The sequence below is a fragment of the Micromonospora sp. NPDC005299 genome (genome assembly GCF_042872345.1).
In the GTDB taxonomy this organism is placed as follows: Bacteria; Actinomycetota; Actinomycetes; order Mycobacteriales; family Micromonosporaceae; genus Micromonospora.
Window position 1 is genome coordinate 15,543 of record NZ_JBIAKG010000019.1, and the last position, 15,113, is coordinate 30,655.

Here is a 15,113-nt window from a genome sequence, read left to right on the forward strand (position 1 = left end):
GCCCACGCTCCCCTCAGTTGCCGGTCGTGAAACCGGTGATGTCGCCCACCCGGGTCAGCGCCGCGTGCGCGGCGGCCACGATCCGGTCGGGGGTGAACCCGAACTGCTCGAAGAGCACGGTGTGCGGCGCGCTCGCCCCGTAGTGCTCCAGGCTCACGCACTCGCCGCTGTCCCCGACGATCGCCCGCCAGGACATGGCGATGCCCGCCTCCACGCTCACCCGTGCCTTTACCCCGCGCGGGAGCACCGACTCCCGGTAGGCCTCGTCCTGCGCGAAGAACCATTCCTGGCAGGGCATCGAGACGACCCGGGTGGGGGTGCCGTCGGCCTCCAGCCGCTCCCGGGCGGTGAGGCAGAGCTGTACCTCGGAGCCGGTGCCCACGATGATCACCTGCGGCTGCCCGTTGGACGCCTCGGCCAGCACGTAGCCGCCCTTCGCGACACCCTCGGCGCCGGCCAGCTCGGTGCGGTCGACCGTCGGCAGCGCCTGCCGGCTGAGCGCCAGCGCGGTGGGCCGGTCGGTGTGCTCCAGGGCCTGCCGCCACGCCCAGGCGGTCTCGTTGGCGTCGGCCGGGCGGACCACGTCGAGGCCCGGGATGGCCCGCAGCGCGGTCAGGTGCTCCACCGGCTGGTGGGTCGGGCCGTCCTCGCCGAGGCCGATCGAGTCGTGCGTCCAGACGTAGGTCACCGGCAGCTTCATCAGCGCGGCGAGCCGCACCGAGGGGCGCATGTAGTCGCTGAACACCAGGAACGTGCCGCCGTACGGGCGAGTGCCGCCGTGCAGGGCGATGCCGTTGAGGATCGCGCCCATGGCGTGCTCGCGGATGCCGAAGTGCAGGGTGCGGCCGTACTCGTCGCCCGGGAAGTCCTTGGTGGCGTGCTCGGCCGGGATGAAGGACGGCTCGCCCTTCATGGTGGTGTTGTTGCTTTCCGCCAGGTCGGCGGAGCCGCCCCACAGCTCGGGCAGCACCGGGGCGAGGGCCTCCAGGACCTTGCCGGAGGCGGCCCGGGTGGCCACGCCCTTGGCGTCGGCCGGGAAGGTCGGCAGCGCATCGGCCCAGCCCTGCGGGAGCGTACGGGTGGACATCCGCTCCCAGAGCGCCTTGCGCTCCGGGTTGGCCTGCGACCAGGCGTCGAACGCGGTGGTCCACGCCGCCTGCGCCTCGGCGCCCCGCTCCAGCACCTGGCGGGCGTGCTTGAGCACCTCCTCGTCGATCTCGAAGGTGCGCTCCGGGTCGAAGCCGAGGATTCGCTTGGTGGCCTTCACCTCGTCGGCGCCCAGCGCCGAGCCGTGGATCTTGCCGGTGTTCTGCTTGTTGGGCGCGGGCCAGCCGATGATGGTGCGCAGCGCGATGAAGGACGGCCGGCCGGTCTCCGCCTTCGCGGCCAGCAGCGCCTCGTGGAGCGCCTCGACGTCCTCGTGGTAGTCGCCCTGGTCGGCGTCGCCGCGGCGCCAGTCGACCGTCTGGACGTGCCAGCCGTACGCCTCGTAGCGGGCGGCCACGTCCTCGCTCTTGGCGATCCGGGTGTCGTCCTCGATCGAGATCTCGTTGTCGTCGTAGATCACGCAGAGGTTGCCGAGCTGCTGGTGGCCGGCGAGGGCGCTCACCTCGTGGCTGATGCCCTCTTCGATGTCGCCGTCCGAGGCGATGCACCAGATGTCGTGGCGGAACGGGGAGTCGGCCCGATCCGGGTCGGGGTCGAACAGGCCGCGCTCGCGGCGGGCCGCCATGGCCATCCCGACCGCGTTGCCGAGGCCCTGGCCGAGCGGGCCGGTGGTGGTTTCCACGCCCGGGGTGTGGCCGTGCTCCGGGTGGCCCGGGGTGAGCGAACCCCACTGCCGCAGCGCCTTGAGGTCGTCCAGGGCCAGCGGGTAGCCGGAGAGGAAGAGCTGGATGTAGAGGGTCAGGCTGGAGTGCCCGGCGGACAGCACGAACCGGTCCCGGCCCGGCCAGTTCGGGTCGGCCGGGTTGTGCCGCATGACCCGGTTGAAGAGCAGGTACGCCGCCGGGGCGAGGCTCATGGCCGTGCCCGGGTGGCCGTTGCCGGATTTCTCCACGGCGTCCATGGCCAGCACGCGGACCGTGTCGACGGCCCTGCGGTCGAGGTCGGACCAGTTGAGAGCGGGAAGCTCGGGTCGGTTGGCAGCCACGATGGTTGTGCTCCTCGGCAGATGGGCGGAACCCTCACTGATGACCCTATCGAGCAGCCCTAAACGTCCGCCCGGGGATCTCTGCATGCTGGTCTGTACGTCTCCGACCGGATCAGCCGTTCAAGCCGGGATGTGACGGCCCGCACCGTTGCCGGGTCTCCGGGGCAGCCAAAACGACGCCGCGTAGTGTGTGGGGCGGTGTGTGGACCCCGTGGGGTCCGAGCCGACACCGACCTCCCCCGCCGAAGCCGGAAGGTGGCAATCCGTGAGCATGATCACCGAGCGCCCCGTCAGCGACTCTGCCGGGCCCCCGCCGGTGAGCACGGTGGCGGAGGCGCCGGCGACCGGCCGGCGGGACGTGCGGGCCGTGGTGGCCGCGTACGTGGCGCTCACCAAGCCGCGGATCGTCGAGCTGCTGCTGGTCACCACCGTGCCGGCGATGATGCTGGCCGACGGCGGCATGCCGGCGCTCTGGCTGGTGGCCGTGGTGCTGGTCGGCGGCTCGCTCGCCGCCGGTGCGGCCAGCGTGCTCAACTGCTACATCGACCGCGACATCGACCAGTTGATGCGGCGCACCAAGCGCCGGCCGCTGCCCGCGCACACCGTGTCGCCGCGCAACGCGCTGGTCTTCGGCCTGGTGCTCGCGGTGATCTCGGTCGCGCTGATGGCCGCCGCCACCAACTGGCTGGCCGCCGGGCTGACGCTGGCCGCGATCGCCTACTACGACCTGGTCTACACGCTCTGGCTGAAGCGGACCACGGCTGCCAACACCTTCTGGGGCGGCGCCTGCGGGGCTGCCCCGGTGCTGATCGGCTGGGCCGCGGTCACCGGCTCGCTGGCCCCGGCCGCGTGGGGCCTGTTCGCGGTGGTCTTCTTCTGGCAGATGCCGCACTTCTACGCTCTGGCGATCAAGTACAAGGCGGACTACGCGCGGGCCGGCATCCCGATGCTGCCGGTGGTGGCCTCGGTCCGCCGGGTCAACACGGAGATCATCCTGTTCTCCTGGCTGACCCTGCTCTCCTCGCTGGCGGTCTGGCCGCTCGGGATGAGCCCGATCTACGGCGTCACCGCGCTGGTGGTCGGCGGGATCTTCGTCGTCGAGGCACACAAGCTCTGCCGGCGCGCGGCGCGCGGCGAGGCGGTCAAGCCGATGCGGCTCTTCCACTGGTCCACCACCTACCTCACCATCCTGTTCGCGGCCGTCGCCCTCGACGCCCTGCTCTAGTCCCGTTTCCGGCGCTCACCGCAGTGGATGAGTTTCCCCGTGTCGCGGATTTCATCAGAATTTTTTTCGGCCTGAGTCGGACGGGCTCAACCCGGACAGACTGTGACGATCTTCGCCGCCCGTTTTGGACGGGCATAGGCGACATGCGCGGGCAAATTACCTGTGGTCTTCCTTAAACCAGTAGGTAATTGGCATCACATTCAGTTCATCGTTCTCGCACATCCGAGTGGATGTCTGCTTAGGCTTCGCGTCATGGCAGATGGTTCCGATACGACGCTGACGGCTGACAAGATCGCGGAGCAGGCCCCCAACGGCCTGGTCGCGGGCATCAAGTCGTTCGCCGCCGGACACGGTGGGGCGAAGGCGGTCATCGAGTACGTCGGCAAGCGCGGCGCACGGATCGTCCTCGTGGGTTCCGACGGCGCATGGGCCGACCAGTTCGCCGATGGCACCGACATCGCGCGGCAGGCCTGCGCCAAGGCAGGAGTCACCGTCGAGAACGCCTGGGAGCGTGAGCTGATGGACCAGATGCGTCCGAGCAACGACCTCTGGCGGTCGATGGCCCGGCGCACGATGGCCCGTTGACATAAATTGACCGACCACCACCAGTCGACCCGGGGGAAACCCCGGGTCGCTCTCGTCACCTGCACAGCCCTTCCCGACCTCGACCCGGACGACCGGCTCGTGCTCGACCCGCTCGCCGCCCGCGGCGTCGCCGCCGAGGCGGTCGTCTGGGACGACCCGGCCGTCGACTGGTCCCGCTACGACCTGGCCGTGCTCCGCTCGCCCTGGGACTACGCGCTGCGCCGCGACGAGTTCGTCGCCTGGGCGCGCACGGTGCCCGCTCTGGTCAACCCGGCCGACGTGGTCGCCTGGAACACCGACAAGCGCTACCTGGCCGAGCTGTCCGCGGCCGGCGTGCCCACCGTCCCGACCGCCTGGGTCGAGGCGGGCGCGGACTGGACCCCGCCCGCCGACACCGGCGAGTACGTGATCAAGCCGGCGGTCAGCGCCGGCAGCCAGGACACCGGCCGGTACGACCTGGCCGACCCGGAGCACCGGGAGCTGGCCGTGGCCCACGTGCGGCGGCTCTCCGCCGCCGGCCGGGTCACCATGGTCCAGCCGTACCTGGGAGCGGTGGACACCGCCGGGGAAACCGCGCTGCTCTTCCTGGCCGGGCCGGACGGCCTGCCGTTCAGCCACGCGATCCGCAAGGGGCCGATGCTGACCGGCCCCGACCGCGGCGTGGCCGCGCTGTACAAGGAGGAGCGGATCGAGGCCCGGACGGCCACCCCGGAGCAGCTCGACACGGCGGAGAAGACCCTGGCCGTCGTGCCCCGCGGCACCGAGCGGCTGCTCTACGCCCGGGTGGACCTGATCCCCGGCCCGGACGGGTCACCCGTCCTGGTCGAGCTGGAGCTGACCGAGCCGAGCCTGTTCGTCGGCTACGCCGACGGCGCTCCGGACCGGCTCGCCGCGGCGATCGACACCCACCTGGCCCGGCGGTCCTGACCCCGCGCTCCGGCCCGCGCCGAGCGGGCCGGAGCCGGCGTCACTCCTCGTCGCAATGGTTGCGGTCCCACCGGCCGCCGATCGGCGGGGTGTCCAGCCGGACCGCCGCCTCGTTACCGGCGAAGTCGTTGTCCTCCACCCGGCAGGACACGCAACTGCCCGCCTCGGTGATCCACAGTCCGTAGGTCTGGGTGTGCTCGTCCCGGTGCCAGATCCGATTGCCCCGCACGGTGGCCGAGTCGAACGGCGCGTTGACCGCGATCCCGGCGCGCTCCGGCGGGCCGGCGGGCAGCTCGTACGGGGTGCCCGGCGCCGGGATGGCCTCGTTCCAGCCGGTGGCCCCGTCCGGGCGCACCTCGGCCAGGGACAGCTCCGTGCCGGTGTTGTCGGCGACCACCGCGGTCCGCGAGTCGACCCGCAGGATTTTGCCCCGGTGCCCGCCGGGCGGCCAGTCCGCCGTCCCGTCGGTGACCCGGCGCCGGGCGTACCGCACGGTTGCGCCGGAGCCGTGGCACGCGGGTGCGGACCGGCGCCCGTTGTCCCGGATCCGGTTGTCCACCACCGCGGCGTCGATCATCGGCCGGTCGATCCGGATCCCGTCCAGCGCGTTGTCCCAGATGTGGTTCCCCTGGATCACCACGTCCTCCGCGGCGCCCCGGTACCCGTGGCCCAGGTCGTGCTCGTGGTAGCCGTAGCCACCGTTGCGGCTGATCCGGTTGCCCCGGATCGCGTACGGACCGGGGGTGTTGCCCATGCTGGTCCCGTCGCCGACGTTGCGGTCGATCACGCAGTCGGTCAGCAGGCCGCCGCGGCCGGCGATCCCGGCCGTGCCGTTGGCCGAGACGTCGAAGCCCGCCTCCAGGTTGTTCGTCAGCGTGCAGGCCGAGACGATCAGCCCGTCGGCACCCCAGTCGGAGATGCCGAACCGGTTCGCCTGGCTGTGGCACCCGATGATGCGGAAGCCGCGCGGCGGCGGCCAGTAGTCCTTCTGCAGCTCCAGGAAGATCCCGTTGGTCCCGTTGCCCACGGTGGTGCAGTTGGCGATGGTGAGCCGCTCCACGTCGCCCCAGCCGCCGATGCCGACGCCGATGCCCGCGCCGCCCATCTGCTCGCCGTTGTCCAGCCGGCCGCAGCCCACCACGACCACCCCGTCGATCAGGCTGTCCTGGAGGAAGTCGCAGCCCAGCCCGGTCGCCCCGGTGTGGTGGATGTAGAGGTTCCGGAAGACCCCGCGCACCACGTACTGGAGGCCGAGGCCCTTGGCCAGGTAGTTGTACTGGGCCATGCCGACACCGGAGCCGTCGATCTCGAAGTCGGCGAAGGTGCAGTCGGCGATGTGCCGGTCCCGGTCCGCGCCGTGCTGCACCGTGGTCCAGAACGCCAGCGGGACGGGATCGTTCCGGTTGCCCTCGTTGCTGAGCAAGAACCGGGTCGCGGCCGACCCCGCGCCGATCAGCGACACTCCGCTGCGCCAGACGGTGCCGGCGTCCCGGATCGAGTAGATGCCCGGCGGGCAGTGGATGACCCGGGCCCGGCCGTCGGCGGCGTACCCGTCACCCAGCCGGTCCACCAGGGCGGCCAGCGCCGGCTGGTCGTTGGTCACGCCGTCGCCGGTGAGCCCGAAGTCGAGGGCGTCGCACCACAGCGGCGCGCCGGCCACCGGCGTCAGCCGCTGCGGGACGGTCGTGGACAGGCCCTTGCGCGACACCGGCGGCTCCCCTCGAGCGGATGATCCGTGTCGCGGACCGCATTCCCGCTGTCGGACGGGGGTAACGCCGGGGGAGAGCGCTTCAGGCCGCCCTCAGGCGCCTCAGGCGGCGGCGGTGAGCGGCTGGCCGGCCGGCGCGGCGGTGGCCGGGGCCGGCGGGGCGGCCGGACGCCGCTCCCGGGTGGCCCAGAGCACGCCCAGGGTGGCCAGCAGCACCAGGCAGGAGCCGAGCATGTGTGCGGCGACCAGCACGGCGGGCAGGTGGGTGAAGTACTGCACGAAGCCGATCAGGCCCTGGCCCAGCTCGACCGCGACCAGCACCCCGGCGGCCCGGGCCGCCCGGGCGGCCCCCACCGCGCGGAACGCGAAGAGCAGCGCCACCGAGAGGCCGATCAGCAGGAACACCCCGTCGGCGTGCACCTGGGAGATCGCCTCCGGGTCCAGGCCGTTGCGGGCCGCGCCCTGGTCGCCCGCGTGCGGCCCGCTGCCGGTCACCCAGGTGCCGACCACCAGCACGGCCGCGCTGACCACGGTGGTGAGCCCGGCGAGGGTACGCAGCGGCGCCGGCACGGTGGGGCCGACCGGCCCGTCCGGCTCGACCGTGCGCCGCCAGAGCGCGTACGCGGCGGCGATCACCACCATCGAGGCGAGGAAGTGCAGCCCGACCACCCACGGGTTGAGGTTGGTGAGCACGGTGATGCCGCCGATCACGGCCTGGGCGGGGATGCCGAACAGCACCCCGATGGCCAGCGGCAGCAGCCCGCGCGGGCGGGTCCGCTGGGCCACCACGGCGAGCACCACGGCCAGCGCGATGACCCCCACGGCGAAGGTGAGCAGCCGGTTGCCGAACTCGATCACCCCGTGCACGCCCATCTCGGCCGTCGCGTGGTACGACCCGTCGGTGCACCGGGGCCAGGTGGGGCAGCCGAGACCGGACGCGGTCAGCCGGACGGCCCCGCCGGTGACCACGATCGCCACGTTCGCGATGATCGAGGTGTACGCGAGGCGGCGCAGCAGCGTGGGGGAGACCGGGAACCGGACGGAAGCCTTCACGGAGCGAATCCTACGCACCGTAGTTGATCCCGTTCGGGTGACTCCGCCGCACCGGTGGTGGGGATCACCGGACCCCGGGTTTGCGGGGCCTCGGCGAATTACGTAACGTTGGCGTTGTGAAAAACGCGGCGGCGCTCTCCGGAGACCACCAGGCGACCGCTCCGGTCGCCGGTACTGCCGCGTCCACCGATCTTTCCACCCGTGACCGGGTCACCCAGCTTCTGCTGGAGCAGGGCGCGACGACCGCCGGCCAGCTCGGCTCGGCGCTCGGGCTCAGCCCGGCCGCGATCCGCCGGCACCTCGACGCCATGCTCGCCGACGGCGACGTGGAGGCCCGCGAGCAGGTCGTGCGGGGCAGCCGGGGCCGGGGCCGGCCGGCCAAGGTCTTCGTGCTGACCGAGGCGGCCCGGGTGCGCTGCGGCACCCACCACTACGACAACATCGCCACCGCCGCGCTGCGCTGGATCGCCCGCACCGGCGGCTCGCAGGCCGTCGAGGCGTTCGCCGCCGAGCAGGTGACCGCCCTGGAGGAGCGCTGCCGCGCCGCCATGGAGGACGCCGGCGACGAACCGCTCGCCCGGGCGGAGGCACTCGCCGGGGCGCTGACCGCCGAGGGCTACGCTGCCAACGCGTCCACGATCGCCTCCGGCGGGCAGCTGTGCCAGCACCACTGCCCGGTGGCGCACGTGGCCGCCGAGTTCCCCCAGCTGTGCGAGGCCGAGACCGCGGTGATCTCCCGTCTGGTCGGCACCCACGTGCAGCGCCTGGCCACCATCGCGCACGGCGACGGGGTGTGCACCACGCACATCCCCACCCAGCCGCGTGCCCAGTCCGGTAACACCGTCACCACTGTGAGGACAGATAGATGACCGAGCAGATCGTCCAGCCCCTGACCCAGGAGGAGCAGCTTGCCGCCCTCGGTCGCTACGAGTACGGCTGGGCCGACCCCGACGTCGCGGGGGCGGCTGCCCAGCGCGGCCTCAACGAGGCGGTGGTGCGGGACATCTCGGCCAAGAAGAACGAGCCGGCCTGGATGCTCGACCTGCGCCTGAAGGGCCTGCGGCTGTTCGGCCGCAAGCCGATGCCGGCGTGGGGCGCGGACCTCACCGGGATCGACTTCGACAACATCAAGTACTTCGTGCGGTCCACCGAGAAGCAGGCCACCAGCTGGGAGGACCTGCCCGAGGACATCAAGAACACCTACGACCGGCTGGGCATCCCGGAGGCGGAGAAGCAGCGGCTGGTCGCCGGCGTGGCGGCGCAGTACGAGTCCGAGGTCGTCTACCACAAGATCCGCGAGGACCTTGAGGAGCAGGGCGTTCTCTTCCTGGACACCGACACCGCGCTGCGCGAGCACGAGGACGTCTTCAAGGAGTACTTCGGCACGGTGATCCCGGTCGGCGACAACAAGTTCGCCGCCTTGAACACCTCCGTGTGGTCCGGTGGCTCGTTCATCTACGTGCCGAAGGGCGTGCACGTGGAGATCCCGCTGCAGGCCTACTTCCGGATCAACACGGAGAACATGGGCCAGTTCGAGCGGACGCTGATCATCGTCGACGAGGGCGCGTACGTGCACTACGTCGAGGGCTGCACCGCGCCGCTCTACTCCTCGGACTCGCTGCACAGCGCGGTCGTGGAGATCATCGTCAAGAAGAACGCCCGGTGCCGCTACACGACCATCCAGAACTGGTCGAACAACGTCTACAACCTGGTGACCAAGCGCGCCGTCTGCCACGAGGGCGCGACCATGGAGTGGGTCGACGGCAACATCGGCTCCAAGGTCACCATGAAGTACCCGGCGGTCTACATGACCGGCGAGCACGCCAAGGGCGAGGTGCTCTCGGTGGCCATGGCCGGCGAGGGCCAGCACCAGGACGCGGGCGCCAAGATGGTGCACGCCGCGCCGCACACCTCCTCGACCATCGTGTCGAAGTCGATCGCCCGGGGCGGCGGCCGCACCTCCTACCGGGGCCTGGTGCAGGTGCTGGAGGGCTCGCACAGCAGCCGGAGCACCGTCAAGTGCGACGCGCTGCTGGTGGACACCATCTCCCGCTCCGACACCTACCCCTACGTCGACATCCGTGAGGACGACGTGTCGATGGGGCACGAGGCGACCGTCTCCAAGATCAGCGACGACCAGCTCTTCTATCTGATGAGCCGGGGCCTGAGCGAGGACGAGGCGATGGCCATGATCGTGCGCGGCTTCATCGAGCCGATCGCCAAGGAGCTCCCGATGGAGTACGCCCTGGAGCTCAACCGCCTGATCGAGCTCCAGATGGAGGGCGCGGTCGGCTGACCCGGCCCGCCCTCGCGCGGCCCGGACCCGTCGCGCCGCGTCGCGACCAGCCCGACCGACCCTCCGATCAATCGCTGAACAGACCAAGGAAGAGATGACTACCCAGGCTTCCGCGCCGCCCGCGACCAAGTCGCAGGCGCTCCGCTCGTACGACGTCGCCGACTTCCCGGCCCTCACCGGCCTGGAGGAGGAGTGGCGCTTCACCCCGCTCAAGCGCCTGCGCGGGCTGGCCGGCGGGGCGCAGGCCGCGACCGGCACGGTCCGCCACGAGCACGGCGACCTGCCCGAGGGCGTCACCGTGGGCCGGATCGGCAAGGACGACCCGCGGGTGGGCAGCGTGCTGACCCCGTTCGACCGGGTCAGCGCGCTGGCGTACGGCGGGGCCGACGAGGCGCTGCTGGTGCAGGTCGCCCGGGACGCCGTGGTCGCGGCGCCGGTGAGCCTGCGGGTGGTCGGCGGGGGCGCCGACGCGCTCGCCCTCGGCCACACCTTCGTCGAGGTGGGCCGGTTCGCCGAGGTGACCCTCGTGCTGGAGCACGTCGGGTCGGCCACCCTGGCGGACAACGTCGAGGTCGCGGTGGCCGACGGCGCCAAGCTGACGCTGGTCACCGTCGCCGACTGGGCCGAGGACGCGGTGCAGGCGCAGCACCTCAAGATCAAGCTGGGTCGCGACGCCAAGGTGATCCACGTGCAGGTCAGCCTCGGCGGCGACCTGGTCCGCCAGTACACCTCGGTGGAGTACACCCAGCGTGGCGGCGAGGCGGAACTGTACGGCGTCTACTTCGCCGATTCCGGCCAGCACCTGGAGCACCGGCAGCTGGTCGACCACACCGTGCCGGACTGCCGCAGCTACGTCGGCTACCGGGGCGCCCTGCAGGGCGACAGCGCGCACACCGTCTGGGTCGGTGACGTGCTGATCCGGGCCGAGGCGACCGGCACCGACACGTACGAGATCAACCGGAACCTGCTGCTCAGCGACGGCGCCCGGGCGGACTCGGTGCCCAACCTGGAGATCGAGACCGGCGAGATCGCCGGCGCCGGGCACGCCAGCGCGACCGGCCGCTTCGATGACGAGCAGCTCTTCTACCTGATGGCCCGGGGCATCCCGGAGGGCGAGGCCCGCCGGCTGGTGGTCCGCGGCTTCTTCGCCGAGCTGATCAACAAGATCCCGGTCGAGGAGCTGCGCGAGCGGCTCGGCGACGCGATCGAGGCCCGCCTCACCAAGGCCGGCGCCTGATGATCAAGATCTGCTCCGCCGAGGACGTGCCCAAGGGCACCGCGATCAGCGCCGACGTGGACGGCACGCAGATCGCGATCGTGCACGGCGAGGACGACGCGTTCTACGCCGTGTACGACGAGTGCTCGCACGCCGCCGTGGCCCTCTCCGAGGGCGAGGTCGACGGGTGCACGCTGGAATGCTGGCTGCACGGATCCCGTTTCGACCTACGGACCGGCGAGCCCACCGGGCTGCCCGCCACCGAACCCGTTCCCGTCTACCCCGTCGAAGTCCGCGACGGCGACATCTACGTCAGCCTGACGCCGAGCAATGGAGTGACCCGCTAATGAGCACCCTGGAGATCCGCGACCTGAAGGTGTCGGTCAAGCTGCCCGAGGGTGAGCTCAAGCCGATCCTGGCCGGCGTCGACCTGACCGTGAAGTCGGGCGAGACCCACGCGATCATGGGCCCGAACGGCTCCGGCAAGTCGACCCTGGCGTACTCGATCGCCGGCCACCCCAAGTACGAGATCACCGGCGGTTCGGTGACCCTCGACGGCGAGGACGTGCTGGCCATGTCCGTCGACGAGCGGGCCCGCGCCGGCCTCTTCCTGGCCATGCAGTACCCGGTCGAGGTCCCCGGCGTCTCGGTGGCCAACTTCCTGCGCACCGCCAAGACCGCCATCGACGGCGAGGCGCCGAAGCTGCGCACCTGGGCCGGCGAGCTGCGCGGCGCCATGGAGAAGCTCCACATGGACCCGGCGTTCGCCCAGCGCAACGTCAACGAGGGCTTCTCCGGCGGCGAGAAGAAGCGGCACGAGATCGTGCAGCTGGAGCTGCTCAAGCCGAAGATGGCCATCCTCGACGAGACCGACTCCGGCCTCGACGTGGACGCGCTGCGCGTGGTCAGCGAGGGCGTCAACCGGGTGCGCGACACCGGCGACACCGGCCTGCTGCTGATCACCCACTACACGCGGATCCTGCGCTACATCAAGCCCGACTTCGTGCACGTCTTCGTGGCCGGCCGGATCGTCGAGCAGGGCGGCCCGGAGTTGGCCGACAAGCTCGAGGAGTCCGGCTACGAGCGGTACGTCGCCGGGGCCGGCTCGGCGCGGGCCTGAGCACCGATGACCTCCATCGCGATCCCGTCGGGCATGCCGCAGTACGGCGACGTGCCCCGCTTCGACGTGGCGCGGGTGCGGGCCGATTTCCCGATCCTCGACCGGGAGGTCAACGGGCACCCGCTGGTCTACCTCGACAGCGCCAACACCTCGCACAAGCCACGGCAGGTGCTCGACGTGCTCGCCGAGCACTACGCGCGGCACAACGCCAACGTGTCGCGCTCGGTGCACACGCTGGGCACCGAGGCGACCGAGGCGTACGAGGGGGCCCGGGCGAAGATCGCCGCGTTCATCAACGCGCCCAGCGTGGACGAGGTGGTCTTCACCAAGAACTCCACCGAGGCGATCAACCTGGTGGCGTACGCGTTCTCCAACGCCTCGCTGCGCCCGGACGCCGACCCGCGGTTCCGGATCGGGCCGGGTGACGAGATCGTCATCTCCGAGATGGAGCACCACTCGAACATCGTCCCGTGGCAGCTCCTCGCGGAGCGGACCGGCGCGACCCTGCGCTGGTTCCCGGTCACCGACCACGGCCGGCTCGACGAGTCCGGGCTGGACGACCTGGTCACCGAGCGGACGAAGATCGTCTCGCTGGTGCACATGTCCAACATCCTCGGCACGGTCAACGCCACCTCGCGGATCACCCAGCGGGTCCGTGAGGTGGGCGCCCTGCTGCTGCTCGACTGCTCGCAGTCGGTGCCGCACCTGCCGATGGACGTCGTCGACTACGACGCGGACTTCATCGTCTTCACCGGCCACAAGATGTGCGGCCCGACCGGCATCGGTGTGCTCTGGGGCCGCGGCGAGCTGCTCGCCGCGATGCCCCCGGTGTTCGGCGGCGGCTCGATGATCGAGACCGTGTCGATGGCGCGCTCGACGTTCGCCGCGCCGCCGGCCCGGTTCGAGGCAGGCACCCCGCCGATCGCCGAGGCGGTCGCGCTCGGCGCGGCGGTCGACTACCTCACCGGGATCGGGATGCAGGCGATCCAGTGGCACGAGAAGGAGCTGACGGCGTACGCGCTGGACGCCCTCGCCACCGTGCCCGGGCTGCGCGTCTTCGGCCCGAACGTGCCGGTCGGCCGGGGCGGGACGATCTCCTTCGCGCTCGGCGACGTGCACCCGCACGACGTCGGGCAGGTGCTCGACTCGCTCGGCGTGCAGGTCCGGGTGGGCCACCACTGCGCCAAGCCGGTGTGCACCCGGTTCGGCGTGCCGGCCACGACCCGGGCGTCGTTCTACCTGTACACCACGACCGAGGAGATCGACGCGCTGGTTGCCGGTCTCGAGCAGGTGCGGAAGGTGTTCGACTGATGCAGCTCGACCAGCTCTACCAGGAGATCATCCTGGACCACTACAAGCACCCGCACGGCCGCGGCCTGCGGGACGCGACGGACCCGGCCGCCCGGGTCGGCGAGGCGCACCACGTCAACCCGACCTGCGGCGACGAGATCACCCTGCGGGTGACCACCGACGGCAAGGTGTTCACCGACATCTCGTACGACGGGATGGGCTGCTCGATCAGCCAGGCGTCGGCCAGCGTGCTGCACGAGCTGCTGCGCGGCCGGGCCGCCGACGACGCCGCCACGGTGCACGAGGCGTTCGTGGAGTTGATGTCCGGGCGTGGCCAGGTCACGCCGGACGAAGAGGTGCTCGGAGACGGGGTGGCGTTCGCGGGTGTCGCGCGCTACCCGGCCCGGGTGAAGTGTGCGCTGCTGTCGTGGATGGCGTTCAAGGACGCCGCGGCACGCGCCGGGGTGGGCGTGAGCCCGGAGGTGAAGGCATGAGCAGCGAAGAGACCGCCCAGACGCCGGAGATCGGCGCGGTGGCGACCGACGGCGCGGCCCCGGCCGACGGCGCGACGGCCAACGGCACGGCCCCGGCCAACGGTGCGACGGCCAACGGCGCGGCGGGCGGCGGCAAGGCCGTGCTCGACGACATCGAAGAGGCCATGAAGGACGTCGTCGACCCCGAGCTGGGCATCAACGTGGTCGACCTCGGCCTGGTGTACGGCATCCACGTCGACGACCAGAACGTCGCCACCCTGGACATGACGCTGACCTCGGCGGCGTGCCCGCTCACCGACGTGATCGAGGACCAGGCCCGGCAGGCGCTGACCACCGGCCCGGGCGGCGGCCTGGTCGACGACATCCGGATCAACTGGGTCTGGCTGCCGCCGTGGGGCCCCGACAAGATCACCGACGAGGGCCGCGACCAGCTCCGCTCCCTCGGCTTCAACGTCTGACCGTTCCCCGGTCCCCGTCGAGCGCGACACCCCCTGCGGGTGCCGCGCTCGACCCGTCTCACCCCCCGACCGGGGCGTGACAACGGCTCAGCGGTTGTCGCCGCTGCCACCCAGCACGCCACGGCCCTGACGGCTGGCCAGCTTGGCCAGGTTGGCCGCCGCGATGTCGTCCAGCGACAGATCGAGGTAGTCGGCGAGCACCGCCACGTACCAGAGCACGTCACCGAGTTCCTTGGCGATGTCGGCCCGGTCGATCCGCGACTCGTCGCTGTCGAGGTCTCGGACCCACTTCTTGAACTTCTCGGCGATCTCGCCCGATTCGCCGACCAGTCCGAGCACCAGATGGAGCAGCTCGTTCCTCTTGTCACGTGGAGCGGCAGTACGGAGGGCGCCGCGTTGATAGTCGTCCAGGTCCATGGCGGACCAGTATGGTCTGACCCTCGCCCACCCGACCCGCCGGCTCTCGCCGACAGCTCGACCGGGCTCGCCCCGTGACAACTTGATCGACTTCAGGTCGCCGACAGGGCGGTGGCGTGGGGCGGTGGCGGGGGAAATCGGGTGGCGGGGCGGGGGAGGGGAGTGCAGGATG

Annotated in this window: 15 protein-coding genes; 11 read left to right on the forward strand and 4 right to left on the reverse strand. The window is 71.4% G+C overall.

Going from position 1 to position 15,113, the window contains the following annotated elements:
* Positions 1 to 13: 13 nt before the first annotated feature.
* Complete coding sequence (tkt, locus tag ACFYPD_RS32130; RefSeq protein ID WP_387121900.1) at positions 14 to 2,152, reverse strand: transketolase; 2,139 nt, start codon at positions 2,150 to 2,152, stop codon at positions 14 to 16.
* A gap of 265 nt (positions 2,153 to 2,417) precedes the next feature.
* Here tkt and ACFYPD_RS32135 point away from each other — a divergent pair, with 265 nt between their 5' ends.
* From ACFYPD_RS32135 to ACFYPD_RS32145, 3 genes are all read left to right on the forward strand, one after another.
* Positions 2,418 to 3,377: a heme o synthase gene (locus ACFYPD_RS32135; protein WP_387121902.1), complete on the forward strand. Its 960-nt coding sequence runs from the start codon at positions 2,418 to 2,420 to the stop codon at positions 3,375 to 3,377.
* A gap of 252 nt (positions 3,378 to 3,629) precedes the next feature.
* Positions 3,630 to 3,962: a hypothetical protein gene (locus tag ACFYPD_RS32140; protein WP_387121905.1), complete on the forward strand. Its 333-nt coding sequence runs from the start codon at positions 3,630 to 3,632 to the stop codon at positions 3,960 to 3,962.
* Between the two features lie 6 nt (positions 3,963 to 3,968).
* On the forward strand, positions 3,969 to 4,889 hold the full coding sequence (locus tag ACFYPD_RS32145) for a RimK family alpha-L-glutamate ligase (RefSeq protein ID WP_387121907.1): 921 nt from the start codon (positions 3,969 to 3,971) through the stop codon (positions 4,887 to 4,889).
* Positions 4,890 to 4,929: 40 nt separating this feature from the next.
* Here ACFYPD_RS32145 and ACFYPD_RS32150 read toward each other — a convergent pair whose 3' ends face one another.
* Both ACFYPD_RS32150 and ACFYPD_RS32155 read right to left on the reverse strand, forming a co-directional pair.
* Positions 4,930 to 6,597, reverse strand: coding sequence for a right-handed parallel beta-helix repeat-containing protein (locus ACFYPD_RS32150; RefSeq protein WP_387121910.1), 1,668 nt, complete (start codon positions 6,595 to 6,597; stop codon positions 4,930 to 4,932).
* 102 nt (positions 6,598 to 6,699) lie between these two features.
* Positions 6,700 to 7,668, reverse strand: a complete 969-nt coding sequence (locus ACFYPD_RS32155) for a heme A synthase (protein ID WP_387121914.1) — start codon at positions 7,666 to 7,668, stop codon at positions 6,700 to 6,702.
* 98 nt (positions 7,669 to 7,766) lie between these two features.
* Between ACFYPD_RS32155 and ACFYPD_RS32160 the strand changes: the two genes are divergently transcribed.
* The 8 genes from ACFYPD_RS32160 (at position 7,767) to ACFYPD_RS32195 (ending at position 14,524) form a co-directional block, all read left to right on the forward strand.
* Entirely contained in the window at positions 7,767 to 8,519 is a 753-nt protein-coding gene (locus ACFYPD_RS32160) for a helix-turn-helix transcriptional regulator (protein WP_387121917.1), read from the forward strand.
* Positions 8,516 to 9,946, forward strand: a complete 1,431-nt coding sequence (gene sufB / locus ACFYPD_RS32165; protein ID WP_043967531.1) for a Fe-S cluster assembly protein SufB — start codon at positions 8,516 to 8,518, stop codon at positions 9,944 to 9,946. The genes ACFYPD_RS32160 and sufB overlap by 4 nt, the downstream gene beginning before the upstream one ends.
* Before the next feature lie 94 nt (positions 9,947 to 10,040).
* The gene (sufD, locus tag ACFYPD_RS32170; RefSeq protein ID WP_387121920.1) at positions 10,041 to 11,183 is read left to right on the forward strand and encodes a Fe-S cluster assembly protein SufD; all 1,143 of its coding nucleotides are present in this window, start codon (positions 10,041 to 10,043) and stop codon (positions 11,181 to 11,183) included.
* A complete protein-coding gene (locus ACFYPD_RS32175) occupies positions 11,183 to 11,509 on the forward strand; it encodes a non-heme iron oxygenase ferredoxin subunit (RefSeq protein WP_387121923.1) in 327 nt (108 codons plus the stop codon). The genes sufD and ACFYPD_RS32175 overlap by 1 nt, the downstream gene beginning before the upstream one ends.
* On the forward strand, positions 11,509 to 12,282 hold the full coding sequence (sufC, locus tag ACFYPD_RS32180; protein WP_387121926.1) for a Fe-S cluster assembly ATPase SufC: 774 nt from the start codon (positions 11,509 to 11,511) through the stop codon (positions 12,280 to 12,282). The genes ACFYPD_RS32175 and sufC overlap by 1 nt, the downstream gene beginning before the upstream one ends.
* Positions 12,283 to 12,288: 6 nt before the next feature.
* The gene (locus ACFYPD_RS32185; protein WP_387121929.1) at positions 12,289 to 13,593 is read left to right on the forward strand and encodes a cysteine desulfurase; all 1,305 of its coding nucleotides are present in this window, start codon (positions 12,289 to 12,291) and stop codon (positions 13,591 to 13,593) included.
* Positions 13,593 to 14,066 carry a Fe-S cluster assembly sulfur transfer protein SufU gene (gene sufU / locus ACFYPD_RS32190; protein WP_387121932.1) on the forward strand — a complete coding sequence of 158 codons (474 nt, stop codon included), beginning with the start codon at positions 13,593 to 13,595 and terminating at the stop codon, positions 14,064 to 14,066. Before ACFYPD_RS32185 ends, sufU begins: the two co-directional genes overlap by 1 nt.
* The gene (locus tag ACFYPD_RS32195; RefSeq protein WP_387121935.1) at positions 14,063 to 14,524 is read left to right on the forward strand and encodes a metal-sulfur cluster assembly factor; all 462 of its coding nucleotides are present in this window, start codon (positions 14,063 to 14,065) and stop codon (positions 14,522 to 14,524) included. Before sufU ends, ACFYPD_RS32195 begins: the two co-directional genes overlap by 4 nt.
* A gap of 87 nt (positions 14,525 to 14,611) precedes the next feature.
* Here the strand turns inward: ACFYPD_RS32195 and ACFYPD_RS32200 are convergent, their stop codons facing one another.
* Positions 14,612 to 14,941, reverse strand: coding sequence for a nucleoside triphosphate pyrophosphohydrolase family protein (locus tag ACFYPD_RS32200; RefSeq protein WP_387121938.1), 330 nt, complete (start codon positions 14,939 to 14,941; stop codon positions 14,612 to 14,614).
* Positions 14,942 to 15,113 lie beyond the last annotated feature (172 nt).

What these genes read in the sequence shown, in the direction of transcription:
- ACFYPD_RS32140 (WP_387121905.1), top strand. Translation starts at nt 3,630, where the DNA reads ATGGCAGATGGTTCCGATACGACGCTGACGGCTGACAAGATCGCGGAG.
- sufB (WP_043967531.1), top strand. Translation starts at nt 8,516, where the DNA reads ATGACCGAGCAGATCGTCCAGCCCCTGACCCAGGAGGAGCAGCTTGCC.
- sufD (WP_387121920.1), top strand. Translation starts at nt 10,041, where the DNA reads ATGACTACCCAGGCTTCCGCGCCGCCCGCGACCAAGTCGCAGGCGCTC.
- ACFYPD_RS32175 (WP_387121923.1), top strand. Translation starts at nt 11,183, where the DNA reads ATGATCAAGATCTGCTCCGCCGAGGACGTGCCCAAGGGCACCGCGATC.
- sufC (WP_387121926.1), top strand. Translation starts at nt 11,509, where the DNA reads ATGAGCACCCTGGAGATCCGCGACCTGAAGGTGTCGGTCAAGCTGCCC.
- ACFYPD_RS32185 (WP_387121929.1), top strand. Translation starts at nt 12,289, where the DNA reads ATGACCTCCATCGCGATCCCGTCGGGCATGCCGCAGTACGGCGACGTG.
- sufU (WP_387121932.1), top strand. Translation starts at nt 13,593, where the DNA reads ATGCAGCTCGACCAGCTCTACCAGGAGATCATCCTGGACCACTACAAG.
- ACFYPD_RS32195 (WP_387121935.1), top strand. Translation starts at nt 14,063, where the DNA reads ATGAGCAGCGAAGAGACCGCCCAGACGCCGGAGATCGGCGCGGTGGCG.
- ACFYPD_RS32200 (WP_387121938.1), bottom strand. Translation starts at nt 14,941, where the DNA reads ATGGACCTGGACGACTATCAACGCGGCGCCCTCCGTACTGCCGCTCCA.